The sequence below is a fragment of the Pseudomonas sp. AC463 genome (assembly GCF_979253585.1).
In genome coordinates this window covers 163,587-181,298 of the sequence record NZ_CEEDDZ010000001.1, presented here as the reverse complement: position 1 = coordinate 181,298, position 17,712 = coordinate 163,587, and the positions used below count along the sequence as shown (strand labels likewise).

At 59.0% G+C, this 17,712-nt stretch carries 12 protein-coding genes; 7 read left to right on the top strand and 5 right to left on the bottom strand.

Annotated elements, in window-relative coordinates; all coding sequences use genetic code 11:
* Positions 1–57 precede the first annotated feature (57 nt).
* The 5 genes from AC0IYH_RS00895 to AC0IYH_RS00875 all read right to left on the bottom strand — a co-directional run bounded on the left by AC0IYH_RS00895 (position 58) and on the right by AC0IYH_RS00875 (position 6,626).
* Positions 58–435, bottom strand: a complete 378-nt coding sequence (locus AC0IYH_RS00895) for a response regulator (RefSeq protein WP_101270558.1) — start codon at positions 433–435, stop codon at positions 58–60.
* 79 nt (positions 436–514) lie between these two features.
* Positions 515–1,708, bottom strand: a complete 1,194-nt coding sequence (locus tag AC0IYH_RS00890) for a hybrid sensor histidine kinase/response regulator (RefSeq protein WP_116627942.1) — start codon at positions 1,706–1,708, stop codon at positions 515–517.
* Complete coding sequence (locus AC0IYH_RS00885) at positions 1,702–2,301, bottom strand: chemotaxis protein CheB (RefSeq protein WP_122772138.1); 600 nt, start codon at positions 2,299–2,301, stop codon at positions 1,702–1,704. The genes AC0IYH_RS00890 and AC0IYH_RS00885 overlap by 7 nt, the downstream gene beginning before the upstream one ends.
* A complete protein-coding gene (locus tag AC0IYH_RS00880) occupies positions 2,298–3,128 on the bottom strand; it encodes a CheR family methyltransferase (protein ID WP_177411958.1) in 831 nt (276 codons plus the stop codon). Before AC0IYH_RS00880 ends, AC0IYH_RS00885 begins: the two co-directional genes overlap by 4 nt.
* The gene (locus AC0IYH_RS00875) at positions 3,129–6,626 is read right to left on the bottom strand and encodes a response regulator (RefSeq protein ID WP_471832846.1); all 3,498 of its coding nucleotides are present in this window, start codon (positions 6,624–6,626) and stop codon (positions 3,129–3,131) included.
* 447 nt (positions 6,627–7,073) lie between these two features.
* Here AC0IYH_RS00875 and AC0IYH_RS00870 point away from each other — a divergent pair, with 447 nt between their 5' ends.
* The 7 genes from AC0IYH_RS00870 (at position 7,074) to AC0IYH_RS00840 (ending at position 17,698) form a co-directional block, all read left to right on the top strand.
* Entirely contained in the window at positions 7,074–12,482 is a 5,409-nt protein-coding gene (locus AC0IYH_RS00870) for a hypothetical protein (RefSeq protein ID WP_471832705.1), read from the top strand.
* Between the two features lie 207 nt (positions 12,483–12,689).
* Positions 12,690–13,052 carry a response regulator gene (locus tag AC0IYH_RS00865; protein ID WP_116627938.1) on the top strand — a complete coding sequence of 121 codons (363 nt, stop codon included), beginning with the start codon at positions 12,690–12,692 and terminating at the stop codon, positions 13,050–13,052.
* A gap of 134 nt (positions 13,053–13,186) precedes the next feature.
* Positions 13,187–13,978: a hypothetical protein gene (locus AC0IYH_RS00860; RefSeq protein ID WP_471832704.1), complete on the top strand. Its 792-nt coding sequence runs from the start codon at positions 13,187–13,189 to the stop codon at positions 13,976–13,978.
* Positions 13,979–14,040: 62 nt separating this feature from the next.
* A complete protein-coding gene (locus tag AC0IYH_RS00855) occupies positions 14,041–15,441 on the top strand; it encodes a DUF1254 domain-containing protein (RefSeq protein WP_471832703.1) in 1,401 nt (466 codons plus the stop codon).
* Positions 15,442–15,501: 60 nt separating this feature from the next.
* Entirely contained in the window at positions 15,502–16,407 is a 906-nt protein-coding gene (locus AC0IYH_RS00850) for a transporter (protein ID WP_116627935.1), read from the top strand.
* A 32-nt stretch (positions 16,408–16,439) separates the two neighbouring features.
* Entirely contained in the window at positions 16,440–17,186 is a 747-nt protein-coding gene (locus AC0IYH_RS00845) for a DUF2092 domain-containing protein (protein ID WP_471832702.1), read from the top strand.
* Complete coding sequence (locus tag AC0IYH_RS00840) at positions 17,183–17,698, top strand: hypothetical protein (RefSeq protein WP_116627933.1); 516 nt, start codon at positions 17,183–17,185, stop codon at positions 17,696–17,698. Before AC0IYH_RS00845 ends, AC0IYH_RS00840 begins: the two co-directional genes overlap by 4 nt.
* Positions 17,699–17,712: the final 14 nt, after the last annotated feature.

Genomic DNA, 17,712 nt, shown 5'->3' with positions numbered 1-17,712 from the left:
GATCCAGAGATGTGTGTATTGGGATATTTCCCCGTCAGCCCATCCAGCAATGAACGCCTACGCCAACAACCGCTGGATATGCTCTTGCAGCGTATCCAGATCGAACGGCTTGGCCAGGATCGGTGCGTTGCGCGTGATAGGGCTGTTGCAGTCGAGGATTTCCTGCGGATAGCCGCTGATAAAAATCACTTTCAGCTCCGGCCGCACTTTGAGTGCCGGCTCGGCGATCTGCACGCCGGAGATACCACCCGGCAGGCGGTAATCGGTGACCATCAGGTCCAGGTGCGGCTTGGTCGCGAGGATTTCGAAGGCTTCCTTGCCATTGATCGCTTTCAGCACCCGATAGCCGAGGCCTGCCAGGTACTCACCCAGCACGAACATAATGGATTCGTCGTCCTCGACGATCAGAACGACATCTTGTGCATCTTCACTCATGGGAAGCCTTTGTCCGGTCAATTGCTGCAATTACGACCATGGGGTCACGTAGAAGGTTGCGTCGAGGTGACGATTGATTTCATGCCGCCGATTCAAGGGGCAGGCACACCCGGAACAGGGCGCCCTCACCTATCTGGCTCTCGACCTCGATGGTGCCGCCATGGGCCGCAACGATCTGCTCTGAAATAAACAGCCCAAGGCCCAACCCGGCCGCTACCTGGCTGGCGGATACACGCTCGAACTGCTGGAAAATACGCTTCTGGTTCTCTTCACTGATCCCGATGCCGTGGTCGCGTACTTCCACGCGGGCCTCGCCGTGCTCGCTGTACACCCGCACATTCACCGGGCTTTTGGCGCCGTAGCGCAAGGCGTTGGTCAACAGGTTGGTCACCACCTGCTCAATGCGGAACTCATCCCAGTTACCCTCCACAGGGCCTTCGGCAACCAGTTGCATGGACGAATCGGCAGCCGCCACTTGCGGCGCGAAGTTGTCCACCAGGTTGCTGACCAGTTGCGCCAGGTCGAAACGCCCGGGGCGAATCGACAGCTTGCCGGTGCGGATGCGCGACACATCCAGCATGTCTTCGATCAAGCGGATCAGGCTCTGGATCTGGCGTTCATCGCGGTCGACCATGGCGTGCATCTTGTCCAGGGTAAACGCGGCGGCGTTATCGCGGGCCAGGTGCATCTTGCGCAGCTGGGTTTCCAGGATCAGACCATTGAGCGGCGTGCGCACTTCATGGGCGACGATCGACATAAAGTCATCACGCATGCGCACCGCCTGCTCCAGCTCGGCCTGAGTGGCCTGCAGACGCGTGAGCAACAGCTCCTGCTCGCGGCGGCTGCGCTCCAGGGCTTCGACCTGTTGCTTCATGGCCTTGCTCTGGCGGTACAGGTCGACGAACACATTGACCTTGCTCTTGACCGCGTGGATATCCAGCGGCTTGTGCAGGAAGTCCACGGCGCCGCTTTCATAGCCCTTGAACGCGTAGTTGAGTTCACGGCCGGCGGCACTGACGAACACGATCGGGATGTTCTTGGTCTTTTCGGTGCCGCGCATCAGCTCGGCCAGCTCAAAACCATTCATGCCGGGCATCTGCACGTCGAGAATGGCCATGGCGAATTCATGTTCCAGCAACAGGGACAACGCCTCGTCGGCGCTCAATGCCTTGAACACCTGGCGGTCCTCGCGCTTGATCAGCGCTTCGAGGGCCAGCAGGTTTTCCGGCAGATCATCGACGATCAGCAGTTTGGCCTGGACAGTACTTAACATGGGGAAGATTCCAGCAAAGCCAGTAACGAGCCAATTTGGCTCAGCGTGAGAATATGGTCAGGGGTGTGCAAGGCCAGCGCCGCCCGTGGCATCACGGCAATGCGTGCTTCGACGGGGTCTTGCACGACCGTGGTGCCGCCCGACTGCTTGACGTGGGCCAGCCCGCGCGCGCCGTCGTGGTTGGCACCGGTCAGCAGAATCGCGAGCAGGCCCTTGCCATAGGCATCGGCGGCGGAGGCAAACAGGAAATCGATGGCCGGGCGCGAGTGATGCACGCGGTCTTCCTGGCTCAGGGACAAGCTGCGGTCGTGCTCCACCGACAGGTGATAACCGGGGCCGGCGAAATACAGCGTGCCCGCCTCGATCACTTCCTTGTCGCGCGCTTCACGCACCGGAATGCGCAGACGCCGCGCGAACACTTCCGCCAGCTGGCTGCGGCGCTCGTCCGGCAGGTGCAGCACGGCAATGATCGGCAGCCCGAAGCCTGCGGGCAGCGCGCCGAAAATACTCAGCAACGCCTCCACGCCGCCGGCAGACGCGCCGACGACGATGGCTTCAATCCCGCGAATCGGGCTGGCGTGAGCGTCGTTCATGATTTGCGGTAGATCCGTTCCTGTTTGACCAAGGGTTCGAATTGGGTGGCGTAGCCGGAAAAATCCAGGGTTTCCTTGCTGCCCAGCACCAGGAAGCCGCGATGACACAGCGACTCATGGAACAACCCAAAGGCGCGATCCTGCAACTTTTTGTTGAAGTAAATCAGTACGTTACGGCACGAAATTAATTGAGTTTCTGAGAATACACTATCGGTCGCCAGGCTGTGATCGGCGAACGTGACATTCTCGCGCAGCGTCTTGTCGAAAATCGCGTAATCGTAAGCCGCTGTGTAGTAGTCGGCAAATGAACGCTGCCCACCGGCCTGCTGATAGTTCGCAGTGTAAGCCCTTACATTCTCCAGGGAGAAGATACCCTGTTTGGCTTTGTCCAGCGACGCCGGGTTGATGTCCGTGGCGTAGATGATCGTGCGCTCCAGCAGCCCTTCTTCACGCAGCAGGATGGCCATGGAGTAAACCTCCTCCCCCGTGCTGCACCCGGCGATCCAGATCTTGATCGACGGGTAGGTCTTGAGCAGCGGCACCACTTCCTGGCGGATCGCGAGGAAGTGCGACGGGTCGCGAAACATCTCGCTCACCGGAATCGTCAGGAATTGCAGTAACTGCATGAACGCCGCCGGGTCATGCAGCACCCGCTCCTGCAGCGCCGAAATGGTCGCGCAGTCAAACTGGCGCAACGCATGGGCCACGCGGCGCTTGACCGAAGCGCCGGAGTAATCACGAAAGTCATAGCTGTACTTGAGGTAGATCGCCTCAATCAGCAGGCGCAGCTCAATGTCGCTGCTTTTGTCCAAAAAACGTTGCTCCACTTAAATACGTTCCATCTTCGGTAGCCAAACGCGAATCAGCGAGAACAGGCGGTCCAGGTCAATCGGCTTGGCCAGGTAATCGTTGGAGCCCGCCGCGAGGCAGCGCTCCTGATCGTCCTTCATGGCCTTGGCCGTCACTGCGATGATCGGCAGCTTCTTCCAGCGCGGGTCCTGGCGGATCAGCGCGGTCGCCTCGTAACCATCCATCTCCGGCATCATCACGTCCATCAGCACCAGATCGATATCGTCGACTTCATTGAGTTTGTCGATGGCTTCACGGCCGTTACGCCCGATCACCACCACGGCGCCTTTGTGCTCAAGGGCGCTGGTCAGGGCGAAGATGTTGCGCACATCGTCGTCCACCAGCAGGATCTTGCGCCCCTCGAAGACCTTGTCGCGGCTGCGGGCGGTCTTGAGCATCTTCTGGCGGTCATGGGACAACTGCGATTCGACTTTGTGCAGAAAGAGTGTCACTTCGTCCAGCAAGCGCTCCGGCGAGCGCGCGCCCTTGATGATGATCGAGCGCGAGTATTTGCGCAGCTCGGCTTCTTCATCGCGGGTCAGGTTGCGCCCGGTGTAGACGATCACCGGCGGGAACGAGCAGATGTCCTCGGTGGCCATGCGCTTGAGCAGCTCGTTGCCGAGCATGTCCGGCAGCTTGAGGTCGATGATCATGCAGTCGTAGACGTTGGTGCGCAGCAGGTCCAGGGCCGCCTGGGCGAAGCCGACGTCGGTGATCTCGATGTCATCGTCGCCGATCAGGCGGGCAATGCTGTCGCGTTGCAGGTCGTCGTCTTCCACCAGCAGCACACGCTTGACCTTCTGGGTCAGCTTGGCTTCCAGGCGCGCGAACACGTCCTTGAGCTCTTCACGGGTGGTGGGCTTCACCGCGTAACCGATGGCGCCCATGTGCATGGCGGCTTCGACGCGGTCTTCCACGGAAATCACATGCACCGGGATATGGCGGGTGTTGGCGTGTTCCTTGAGGCGCTGCAGCACGGTCAGCCCGGAATGGTCGGGCAGGCGCATGTCCAGCAGGATCGCATCGGGGATGTATTCCTTGGCGAGGCTGTAGCCCTCGTCCGCGCCATGGGCCACCAGGCAGTGGTAGCCCAGCTCATGAGCGAGGTCGAAGAGGATACGCGCGAAGTTCGGCTCGTCTTCCACCACCAGGATGCAGCGTGTGGTGAACGGGGCTTTGTCGCGGTCGTCGGCGAAACGCGGGATCCGTTCGGCATCGGCCACCGGCAGCGGCGAAATCGCGATGGGCTTGGGTGCCGGGGCCGTCACCACCTGGCGCGGTTGCTCGATGGCCGGCGCGTCTTCCGCGCGTTCTACGTACTGCTCCGGCAACACCAGGGTGAAGGTGCTGCCCTTGCCCGGCTCGCTGGTCACGCTGATATAGCCGCCGAGCAAGGTGGCCAGGTCGCGGGAGATCGACAGGCCGAGGCCGGTGCCGCCATAGCGGCGGTTGGTGGTGCCGTCGGCCTGGCGGAAGGCTTCGAAGATGCTCTCCTGCTGGTCCGGGGCAATCCCGATGCCCGAGTCACGCACGGTAAAGGCAATGCCCTCGCCCGGCGCGCGGGATACCGACAGGCTCACGTCGCCCTGCTCGGTGAACTTGACCGCGTTGGACAGCAGATTCTTGAGGATCTGCTCCAGGCGCTGGCGGTCGGTAAACAGCATCGCCGGCGCATCCGCCTGCACTTGTACCTGGAAGCCCAGCTTGCGGTCGGCGGCCAGCGGTTCGAACATGCCGCGCAGGCCATCGACCAGGCGCGCCACGCTGGAGTTTTCCGGGCGCACTTCAAGCTTGCCGGCTTCGACCTTGGAAATATCCAGGATGTCATTGATCAGGTTGAGCAGGTCATTGCCGGCCGAATAGATCGACTCGGCAAACTTGACCTGTTCAGCGCTGAGGTTGTCCTGCGGGTTTTCCGCCAGCAACTTGGCCAGGATCAACGAGCTGTTCAGCGGCGTGCGCAGTTCGTGGGACATGTTGGCGAGGAATTCGGATTTGTACTTGCTGGAGCGCTGCAACTCTTCGGCGCGGTCTTCCAGCTCCACCTGAGCCTGGTTCAACTCGACGTTCTTGCGGTCCATGGCGTCGCGCTGGTCGGCGAGGGTCTGGGTCTGTTCGGCCAGTTGCTCGTTGGTCTGCTCAAGCTCGGCTTGCTGGGTTTCCAGGTGGGCCTGGGACTCCTTGAGAATGCGCGACTGCTCCTCCAGCTCTTCGTTGGCGGTCTTGAGTTCTTCCTGTTGCACCTGCAGCTCTTCGTTGAGCTGCTGGGTCTCGGCGAGCACTTCCTGCAAACGCTGGCGGTACCGCGCGGCTTCGATGGACGTACCGATATTGCCGGCAATCAGCTCCAGCAGCTCTACATCGCGATCATCCAGCGGGCGCAGGAAGCCCAGCTCAATCACGCCGTTGACGCGGTCGTCATCACTGGTCGGCACCACCAGCACACTGCGGGTATTGCCCTCACCCAGGCCGGAGCTGACCTTGAAATAATCCACCGGCACGTCGTCCAGGCGAATCAGGCGATTGAGCTGCGCGGCCTGGCCGACGATGCCTTCGTCGTTGTAGATCGCCTGCTCAAGCTGTTCCTGCTCGCGGGAAAAGCCATAAGTGGCCACGCGCTTGAGGCCGCCGTGTTCTTCGCGCACATACACCGCCGCGACCGCCGAGCCCATGTATTGGGCAAAGAACTGCAGGATATTGCGCCCCAACATGTTCAGGGTCAGTTGGCCCAGCACCTGTTCGGCCAGTTCGGTCTGGCCGTTGCGCAGCCAAGCCTGCTGTTCCAGGCGCCGCGCAATCTTCTGTTGTGACGCGAGGTTTGCGCTGTAACTTTCTGATAGAGCAAGTAAATTCTTTCTGCCGATATAGGCCAAAAAGCCACTCAGGCCGAGCACGAAGGCCAGGTACAAAGTGACACTGATCACCGTGGTCTTGGTGACATCCTGATTACGTGCAATACGAAAAGACTGCTCCATCGCTACCGCATCGGCATATTCCTGGCGAATCGAGTCGGTGAGGCCCTTGCCTCGACCGGCCTTTACCGCGCCGCGATAATCGCCGCTCTGACGCTGCAGGTCGATCATCGACTGGGCGTACTTGTTCCACTCGTTCTGCATCGCCTCCAGGCGTTTGAGGCGGTCCACTTGCTGCGGGTTGTCAGCGACCAATTCCTGCAGGTTGCGCAAGTCGCCAATGATCCGCGGCTTGGCCACTTCGTACGGGTCCAGGAAATGCTCGTCGCCAGTGATCAGGAAGCCGCGCAGGCCGGTTTCCAGGTCCACCGTCAACTTGGACGACTCGTTGAGGTTATTGATAACCCGGTCGGTGTGTTCCACCCACTGGATCACCGACAGCAGATAAGTGATCAGGCAGACGAAAAACACCGCGCTGAGCACGCCCACACCCAGGGGCAACGCCACATTGCGGCCGAGCAGTGTACGGAAGCTCTTTTCATCGACTGTCGACGCGGGAGTCATGGGCATGCCTTGTCCAAGAGGGAAAAACGCAGAGTTTGCCCGAACTTGAGGGGCCAGGGCTATGTTTCTGCGTTGATTTGGCGCAAATGCCTACGTAGTACACGCAAATCTCTTGCTGGCTTTGCACGAGATTCATCAGCGTACTTTCGCAATACCTAGTAATTCTTATCGTCGGCGGCCCTAGGAATCTATACCGCGGTTTTCATCACACAGGGGGAGCCCTCGAACTCACACGGAGCGTTAGTGGGGGGCGTAAACATCCCCCTACAGAGCATTATCTCGATGACTACCGTTAATCATTCCCTCCTCTCCTCATCCCAGGGCAGGTTCGTAATTGCCACCCCGATACCCCAGGGCAGGTTCTCAATTGCCGCCCCGATACAGGCGCCGTTAAACGATAAGGCCAACGTGCGCGCCCATGGCGATGACCTGCTGGCGAGACGTTATATGTTGGAGGCCCCTCGGAACATCGCCGGTACTCTGGTGGAAGTCCCGGCAGACTCAACCTTCGGCCACTGGCGCCATCAGTTGGCGAAAGCGCTGATGTCTGAAAAATTCCAGGCGTGGGCCGCCATCCAGGGCATAGAGCTGAGAAGTATGGTCATTTACCCCTTCACAGATAACTTCTCGGCCAGGGTCCATGGCAAGCGAAGCTCTTTCAGCCTCGTTGATTACCCTGAGGTGGCCGAAGCGCTCAGACCCATCCTGGCTGCCGCAAAGGTTTTGACCTGCGGCCAATTAGAGAACGTTCACTACTCGGATGCATTCTCCAGAACGGCCACCGTTGAAACCGTTGCGCAGTTTTATAATGTGGCACATGGCACCGAAGGTTATGCGGCGCTATGGCGTACCGGAGGTTTCCCGGTAATCGCAGAGACAGACTCAGGTAGATCTGCGGCAATACGAGGCGAGGCTGCGCTGGCCGCACAAGGCAGTGCCCTCACTATCGAGACGCCCCCCGCAACAAATGTGCGGCAACAGGTGGCGGCCCCGGAATATGTGGCTGACGTGGCTGGCATGCTCAGGCGAATCGCGGGGATCTGTGCGGGCCTACCCAGCCCCGACCTCGCTATTGCAGGCTTTATGTACAAGCCAACTCAAATGCCTGATGGAAAGACTCAAAACTTTGCGACAGTCCTACGGGGCTTGGGTTTTAAACTGCCCACAAGCCTCAAAACCCTTAATGCGCTTGCCAATTCCTTGGACCAACAAAGCCCACTAAGTGAGCGTGCACGCAACGACCGTCAACTGGCGCAACGCTACATAGAGCAGGCAGCGACAAACGTCCCCGGCGCGTCCGTTGAGGTGCCTGGCGGCTCAACGCTCGGACAATGGCGTCACCAGTTGGCGAGGGCGTTGCAGACCCCGAAACTGATGGAGTGGGCCAGCCGCCAACGCGTTGAACTGAATACTATGGTGCTGGACCCCACCACCCATAGTGTCTCGGCAAGCGTCAATGGCGAGCGTCGTGTTTTCAATCTCGTTACTGACCCTGAATTGGCCGAGGTGATTGCACCGGCCATGGCTGCCGCTAAAGTATTGACCAGCGGTCAAGCGAACAGCGTTCAATACGCGGATGCATTCTGCGCAACGGCCACCGTTGAGACCATCGCGCAGTTTTATAATGTGGCACATAACACTGCAGGTTATGAGGCGCTGCAGCGATTCGGTAGTTTCCCAAGGTTCGAAGAAACGGATACAGGCAGATCTCCTTCGGTACGCGGTGACGCCGCGCTGGCCACACAACGCCAGAGTGTGCAGGACATGGTCGCCGCGATAGTGCCTTCCTTTGTACCGTTAAACCCATCGCAGCCTTTTACGCAAGCGGGCGAAGATGCGCTCGTTGCCGAATACAATCGCCATCTGCCGGACTTTCGCAACAGCGGTAATGCCCGTATCGGGATTCCGGGCCAGTCGAAGTTGGGTAAGTGGTTAGAGGTTTACCGTGCCCATCTTGAAACGCCGACGGTCAAGGCGTGGATGCGTGAACAGGGGATAACCAACTCGGTAAGAATCGATCCCGCTACGGGCGTGATGTCGACAACGATAAATGATGTCAAAAAGACTTTTACCTTGAACGATGCATCGGGTTGGGCAGAGATTGCGGGGCCTATTCTGGCAATCGCCAAGATCATCGTACCTACCCCGAACCAGACGTTGAATATTTCGCTCTTGCGTAACACCGTGTTCGTAGACTTTGAGGTGGTGGGGGCTTTCTATGGATTCCCCAGTAATCCAGCGGGTCACTCACTCGATAACTTGAATGCCGCTGCTCCAGATGAAACCCTGCGCCCCGCCGCTCAACGTTCGGAGCAGGCGCTTGATCGACACAAGCTGGCGCTATTACCCGGCAACCTCAGCCTCACACAAACGCCAGCCACAGTGCTGCGTAAACAGCAGGGCAATCGCGAGAACCTGCGTAACCTGGCCGCAGAGCTTCAGGAGATCGCCACTTCGGTGAAGGAACAAGGCGCGCCAGCACAACGTGTAATCGCGGAGCAATTGGCAAACCGGCACCTGACAGCACACCCAGACTCCACCCTGGCCGGCGGTAAAGTGGTTTTCCCCGACCTGTCCACCTTGATCAGCCATTGCGGTTTTCACGTCCCTAAAACGCTGGATGAAGTGACCTCCTTGGCACAGCGCCTCTTCGTCATGGGCTCCACACCGCCCTTGGGAAATCTAGGCGGTGGGCTGTCGTGGCCGGTACCGATGGCATCCTCTGATGAAAACAAACTCGCCCGTTTTCTATCCTCCAACACTACTGGTCTCCCGGGCTTACCTTTACCCAACGATGGTAAGGGCGTGCTGGGTTACTTGTTAAGCGGTAGCTCAGTCACGCCGGAAGACTTGAAAAACCCGGCCGGCGCGCTGATGAAACTGCTCGACAGCCCCAAGGCCGAACGCCTGGGGCTAGCCCTGCAGACGCACTTGGATGGGTTCTCCACCGACACCAGTGTTTACGACTACATTTTAAGCGCCATTCACCTCGGCCTCGATCCAAATAAGCTGGAACAACCTACAAGCAACAAAATCGCTGGCTTTGATATGGCTCAGCAACAGTACTGGGGCAAGCCGCCCTCTGTGGTTCTTGCCGATTTGAAACAGCATTTGATCGACACTAACAAGACTGACGCAACCGCCGCGCCGCTGGCTGCTCATATAGTGTTGGCGAGCACAGCCCCACAATTTCTGATTAAAGATATTCCTGCCAACGTGACCATCGGCAGCAGTGCTTGGGCGTTACTTGCAATTGCAGCCGCCAGGATCGAAGCGCAGACGCCCGGGCGGGTGCAAAACATGACGTACGCTGCGGTGCTTGCCGCGGCGGACTCCATCAATACCGATAACTACGCCACTCAAGCGGCCAAGTACGAGGCCCTGAAAGACTGGGGTGTCATCAATGGCGTGTTGCCGCGCTCCTCCGACAACCCGTCGCGGTCCCAAATGGAAAAAGTCCGTGAGGCCTTCAACAGTAAGTTGACCTCGATAAAGAACGCGTCGCTGTCGATGCAAACGCTTATCCCCACGCGCAAGGAGGCAGCTCTCGATACCCTTAAGGAACAATTTCCGACGGTTGATCCAACGGTTTTCGAGGCCAAGGTCTTGATGCAACGCAGGGTGGCCGGTGGCCGTACTTACCCCGCGGAGCTGGTGAAGCGCTCCATGCTTGATATCGTGATGGAGGGCGAAAAGCTCGACGATAGCCATACGTGGGTCTCCACCATCGGTAGCGTTCCAATCCAGAAATTCAACACCTACGCTCACTCATCAAACATCGGTGACGCAGGCAAGCTGTTCAAGCAGCGGTTTAAGGCGGCTATAAAAACGCAGGCCGAGGGTCACCGCGACACCGTCAAATACCTGATTTCAAATTTGCCTGTGGCAGATCGCAAGAATTTTGAGTTCGGGAAAACCGAGTTCTTTCACACGAACGACTACCAGATAGGACTGGATTTGACATCCCCGCTTGCCCTGAAAAAACGCGGGCACACGATGATGGTTAAAACCACTCTCAACAATGAGGTCAATATTTATGAAATCAACACCCACACGGGTGTTATCGAAAAGCGAAACGACCTTAAGCGTAAACTTACAGCGCCTTACACGCCTGAACATCTGCAGGAGCGAAAGGCGAATATTGTTTCTCGAACAGCACTTTTTGATCCTGACAATGGCATGCGCGCCAGCGACTCGGCTGAAAAACCCATCACAACTGAAACCCCCAACAACTACGGTTCCAGCCGAACCGACTATGTTGCAGAGGTCTTCGTAAAATCGCTGGGCCTAAACAATGAGGACTTACTGACCCAGGCCAAGGGCGTGACATCTTTCGATAACGGCCGGGTGCTGGGTACCGCGCTTGATGAGTTCTGTCTCAACTTGATTCCGTTTCGCTCTGCCGTCGTCAACTTTATAAACGGCAACGTCGTAGACGGACTGCAAGACGTTGTACTAGATATATTTGGGCTGTGCACATTCGGCGCGGGTAAAGTTGCGCAAGCCGCAAAAACCGGCAGCAAAGTCCTGAGTAGTTTGAGCAAAACCGCCAAAGTCGTGAAATATTCCAAGTTCATCGGTGCAGCGCTTATTGATGCGGTCAACCCACTTGGCGGGGTAGGCGATTTGTTAGTGGGAGGCGCGAGGTTGGTCGGTAAAGGTGTGGCCCTTAGCACTAAGCTTTTCAACAATCTCAGGGGAGCAAGCGGCAGTTACGACCTGTTAAAGGCTGTCAGTAAAATCAATGGCGTCGCGGCAACAGGCTCCTTCAAGGTTGCAGATCAGACCGTTGAGGGCGGCGCGGTCCTGCACAAAGGTAAATGGTACAGCCTTGACCCAACTACTCAGCGGCCCTATGGCTGTGCACTCAAAGATTTCCAGCCCACTACGATTGCCGGCAACGGTGAAATAAACAGCAACTTGATCAATTGGCTGTCGGCGGTGGTAGCGCCAAATCCCAAAACACCAGACCTTCCTGCAGTGTTCAGACGCACCTTGGACAACGCAAAACTCAATCATGCAGTCGATTTCAACAGGGGTTATAGCACCACAGGCAAGGCCGCCACTGAGGGCCTCGAAAAAATCCCCGGCTATTACCCGTCGATGAAAGTTACCGATCTGAAAGAGTTGGCAGTTCACGCTGACCGCAATGCCGAAGAGATCGGCCGACTAACAAAGCTGATCGAAAACCGACAAGCCTCCAAGAGCCTCGAGGACGCCGGAATTTTCAACCAGGAGGTCGTTGCCGCAGGCGGTAAATCGACCGGCATGCCACAAAATCTCTACTTGGCTCAAGCCGACATAGCATCAAAAGGCGAATGTGCAGCCTTGGTGGACACCATGGCGTTGGCTATTCAACACGGCGCCAAGGATGTGCTGATCGCTAACTTTTTCAAAGCGGCCTCAAGTAACTCTACTCCTGCCTCCATTGCCTGGCGCAAACAGCTAAATGAAATACATCAGACTCTGCGTGTTGATTTTCATGGAAGTGAAGCGGTTACCCAAGTTCCATACACTGAGATTATCAAGCGTTTGGGGGAGGCACAAAAACCAACCATGATCAAGATCAGCACCCAGGATCACGGACTGCTGGGGGGCATGACCATCGACGATAACTTCAATAAGGAATGGTTTTTCTTCGACCCGAACTTCGGTATCGCGACGTTCCCCAACCAGGCTGCGATGGAACGCGGCTTGGAGTCCACGTTAAACAGTGGACGGGCTGCTTCCACGCTTAAGCCGATTAGTCTTGAGAAGGGTGTACCGGAGTTCCACATCAGCACGTTCAATGACGGAGATTTTCTGATGTCGGTCCCCTATAACAACCCGTTCGCGCTATTCAACCAGCCGCTTTGAGTCACTTGCGGCAATGGTGCCAGGGCAAGGCACCATTGCCGCAACGCGTTTTATTGAAGCTGCCGCGCCGCATGCAACGCGACAATTTCCCGCATTCCCGTCACAATGCGCCAGCCAACGGAACTTGCCTAGATTGATGCGACTCATTAGAGAATGGTCTTTCAACCGCCCAAGACCTCCTTCTTTCTTTTCTCGGGAATTTTCATTATGTCTGCTGCCCCCTCCACCATCCTAGTAGTCGAAGACGACGCCATCGTGCGCATGCTGATCGTCGATGTCCTCGAAGAACTGGAGTTTTCGGTGGTCGAAGCGGCGGACGCTGAAGAAGCCTTGAAGATTGTCGAAACCACCAGCCAGGTCATCGACCTGATGATGACCGACGTGGGCCTGCCGGATATGGACGGCAAGCAACTGGCGACCAAAGTGCGTGAATTGCGCCCCGCCCTGCCCATTCTGTTTGCCAGTGGCTACGCGGAAAACATCGACGTGCCGGCCGGCATGCAAGTCATCGCCAAGCCATTCTCCATCGATCAACTGCGCGACAAAGTCAAATCGATGCTTCCCGCCTAAACAACTAATTCCTTCGGATTGCTAGCGCGTCTGGATTTAGCTGCTAATTTCAATCGACATGTCCTACAGCATTCGTGCATCAGGACAGCCCGAGCACGCTATCGGGCCAGTCGCCATGGAATTGGGGAATTGTCATGCTCAGGTCACCGCTTGCTCCGGCATTGCTGCTGACAGCCTTCGCATTGCCGACGTTATCGGCCCACGCCGATAACGCCGAGACAGCCAACAAGAGCAACAACCCCCTGAACCTGGCACCCGGCGCAAACCTGCAGGACTACTACACCCCCAAGCTGTACGACAGCAACGCGCACACCAATGACCTGCTGCTGCGCGGCACCCTGCCCATTGCACCGTCGGACTTTATCGGCGTGCCGCAACTGCTGCGCGCCACCCTGCCCCTCAGCACGCGGCCCGATCCCCATAGCGGCTACAGCACCGGCATCGGCGACCTCAACCTGTTCGATATCTTCCTGCTCAAGACCGACGGCGTGCAGCTGGGCATTGGCCCGCAGATCACCGCGCCGACTGCCGAGCACGATGAGCTGGGCACCGGCAAATGGCAGGCGGGCCTGGCGGCGGTCGCCATCGATGCCTCGCCACGCGGCTTGCTCGGCGCACTGGTGCAGTACCAGAGTTCATTCGCCGGCGACCATGACCGCGCGCATGTCGAGAGCGCCACGCTGCAGCCCTTCATCATTCATAACCTGCCCAAGGGCTGGTACCTGCGCTCCACCGGCACCTGGACCTTCGACCTGAAAAACGACACCCATTACATCCCCATCGGCTTCGGTGCGGGCAAGGCGTGGAAATCCGGCAGCAACATCCTCAACGCCTTTGTCGAACCGCAATGGACCGTGGCGCGCAAAGGCGACGACCTGCCTCAGTTCACCTTGTTTGCAGGGATTAACGTGACGTTCGGCAAATAAAACGGTTAACTCGGCGCTTTCATCCCACGCCCTGTAAAAGAACCCTGGAAGGACGCAACAACATGATTGGAAAACCGACGCGCCTGCTGTTGGCGAGCCTCTCGATACTGATGAGTACCGGCGCCTGGGCCGACTTCAGCGCAACCCCGAGCGAAGCCCGGGCGATTGCCAAGGAAGCCTACCTGTATGGCTACCCGGTGGTAGAAATGTACAAGACGCTGTACACCCAGGCGGTCGATAAAGGCGGTGCCAACTTCAAGGCGCCGTTCAACCATATCGGCAATACCGCCCAGGTGTTCACGCCCAAGGACACCGCGTTCGTCACCCCTAATTCCGACACGCCCTACTCCTTCGTCTGGCTGGACCTGCGCAGCGAGCCCCAGGTATTGACCCTGCCCAAGATCGAGGACAACCGCTACTACTCGGTGCAGTTGGTCGACCTCTATACGCAGAACTTTGCCTACCTGGGCACCCGCAGCACCGGCAACAACGGCGGCCACTACATGATCGCCGGCCCTGACTGGAAAGGTCAGCAGCCAGTGGATGTGGACCGTGTGGTCTACAGCGAGAGCAATATTGCCTACGCCCTGTACCGCACGCAGCTGTTTGACGACAAGGACCTGAACAAGGTCAAGCAGATCCAGAACGGCTACAAAGTGCAGGCACTGAGCAGCTACGTGAAGCAAGCCGCCCCGGCCAAGGCGCCGAAGATCGACTGGCCCAAGCCCATGGCCACCATGACCGAAGGCCCGCAGCTGTTCCGCTACCTGAATTTCATGCTCGCATTCGCCGCGCCCCAGGACAGCGAAAAAGACCTGCTGGCGCGCTTTGCCAGGATCGGCATCGCCCCCGGCGCGCCGTTCAAGTTCAAGGACTTGACCGCCGAACAGCGCAAGGCCCTGGAAGATGGCATCACCGATGCCCGCGCCGAATTTGCCGCGTTCAAGAAAGACAAGGTCGATACCCACCAGGTTTCCAGTGGCGACCTGTTCGGCAGCCGCGACCACCTCAATAACAACTACCTGTACCGCTACGCCGGCGCCGACATGGGGATTTTCGGCAATTCCACCGATGAAGCGGCTTACTTCAGCTACTTCGTCGACAGCGAAGGCAAGCCCGCCAACGGCGCGCGCCACAGCTACACCGTGCATTTCGCCAAGGACCAGCTGCCACCGGCCGACGCGTTCTGGTCGCTGACCATGTACGACGGCAAGACCAAGCTGCTGGTGCCCAACCACAAGAAACGTTACCTGATCAATTCGCGCATGCTCGCCGGCCTCAAGCGCGACGCCGACGGCGGCCTGACCCTGGCCCTGCAGCACCACGAACCACCGAAAGCCGAACAGAGCAACTGGTTGCCGGCCCCACCGGGCCCGTTTTACGCAATATTGCGGGTTTACCTGCCCAAGCCTGAGGTAGGGAATGGTCAATGGAAGCTGCCGCCCCTGACACCGCTTAAGTAATACAACGTGCCCGGTCGGGCACGTCACAAACTGAATCAGGCCGATACAAGGAGTAGCGCCATGGTTTTACGTGTCCGACTGAGTGCGGTGTGTGCATCAACACTGGCGATGCTGCCAGGGCTAGGGTTTGCCGACAACGCCAGGGACTGGCAGAACACCCCGACCGACTTGAACATGGTGTTCGGTTACTACAACCGCATCGACACCAATACCCCCATCGACACCACGCTGCCGATCACCGGCCTGTCGTTGAACGCCGACCTTTATCTGTTTCGCTACGCCCGTTCGTTTGGTATCGACGGGCGCGGCAGTGCCATCCAGTTCGTGCAGCCGTACGCCGATGTTTCCGCGTCCTTCGACAATGCGCAATTCTTCACCGGCACCAAACGCAATGGCGGGATGGGCGACACCCAAATCGTATTTGCCCACAACATCTTCGGCGGCCCGGCCCTGAGCAAGGAAGAATTCGCGCAATGGAAACCGGAAACCTTCCTCACCGCCGCCGCCTGGCTGACCCTGCCCACCGGCGACTACGACAAGGACCGCATCATCAACATCGGCGCCAACCGCTGGGTGTTCAAGCCCGAGCTGGGGTTTGGCACGCCGATCGGCCCGACATGGCTGGAGATCAACACCTGGGTCTCGTTGTTTGGCGACAACAAGGACTACCACGGCGACAGCAAGCTGGAGCAAAAGCCGCTCTACGCGATTGAGGGCCACTACAGCTACACCATCAACCGTGCGTTGTGGGCCTCGCTGGACGCCACCTACAGCCGTGGCGGTGAAAGCCGCATCGACGGCGACTGGCAGGACAACAAGCAGGAAAACGCCCTGCTCGGGGCGAGCATGGGCTTTATGTTGTCGCCGCAGTTCGGCGGTTTGCTGGCCTACACCGACACCGTGTCCGAGCGTCGCGGTTCGCCGGATGTGACCACCTGGACCCTGCGCTTTCAATACGTCTGGTGAGTACCACTTTCTCGAAGTAAACGGAGTGCGCCATGTCCCGTTTTCGTCACGCAAGCATGGCTCTGATCGGCCTGCTGCTCACCAGCGGCGCCTCGGCCGACGAGCTCGAACCCAAGGCCCTGAACGCCCTGGAGCAGATGGGCGGCTACCTGCGCAGCCTGGCGCAGTTTCGCATCGAGGCCGACAGCCGCACCGACCAGGTGCTGGAAAACGGCCAGGTCATCGAGTTTCGTCACCACACCCGCCTGCAAGCCAAGCGGCCCGACAAGCTGCAGGTGTCGGTCGAAAGCGACGGCAAACGCCGCAGCCTGTTCTACAACGGCAAGCGTTTCACCCTGTTCGACAGCCGCAGCGGTTACTTCGCCAGCCAGGATGCGCCGGCCGATATCAGCGCTTTGCTCGACCAACTCAGTGAACGCTACGGCATCGAATTGCCCCTGGCCGACCTGTTCCGCTGGAACCCCGACACCGCCAAAGCCGTGGGCCTGAGCAGTGCCTTGCTGATCGGCCCTGAAAGCCTGGAGGGTAAGGCCTGCGACCACTACGCCTTTCGCCAGCCGGACATCGACTGGCAACTGTGGATCCGCCAGGGCCCGCAGCCCGTGCCGTGTCGCCTGGTGATCAGCCGCCGCGACACCGCCGAGCAACCGCGCCACAGCGTCGACTATCAATGGCAACTCAGCCCCACCTTGTCACCCGACGACTTCGAGTTCATCCCGCCGACGGGCGCGCGCGCAGTGCCGCTGCAACAGTTGGCGCCACAGGGAGAGCAGCCATGAAGGCCACGGCGGCGGTACTCACGGCAAGCGTGCTACTAACGGCGCTCGACCCGTTGGCAGCCCAAGCCTGGCAAGTGCGCGGCGGCGGTGGCGCGCGCACGTTTGTAGTTCCCCATGGCGGCGGTGGCTACCACCCGCCCCCGCCACATCCGATGCCCGCGCCCCGCCCCATGCCGCCGCATCCGGAGCCGCATCCGCAACCCCATCCCTATCCGGGCCCACAACCGCACCCGGCGCCACCGCCCGGGCCACATCCTTATCCGGTGCCGCCTCCACCGCCTCCACCGCCGCCGCATCCGGATGACTGGTACCACCCGTGGGCAGCCGCCGCAGTGGTCGGCGCCACCACGGCAACGGTGCTGGCCATCGGCACCCAGGTCAGCAGCGTGCCGGCGGAGTGTGTCTCGGTGGTTGCCAATGGCGTGGCCTACCAGCATTGCGGGCCTACCTGGTACCAACCGCGCTACGTCGGCGGTTCGGTTCAATACATCGTGGTCGCCGCGCCCTGGTGACCCACTGCTTCAAG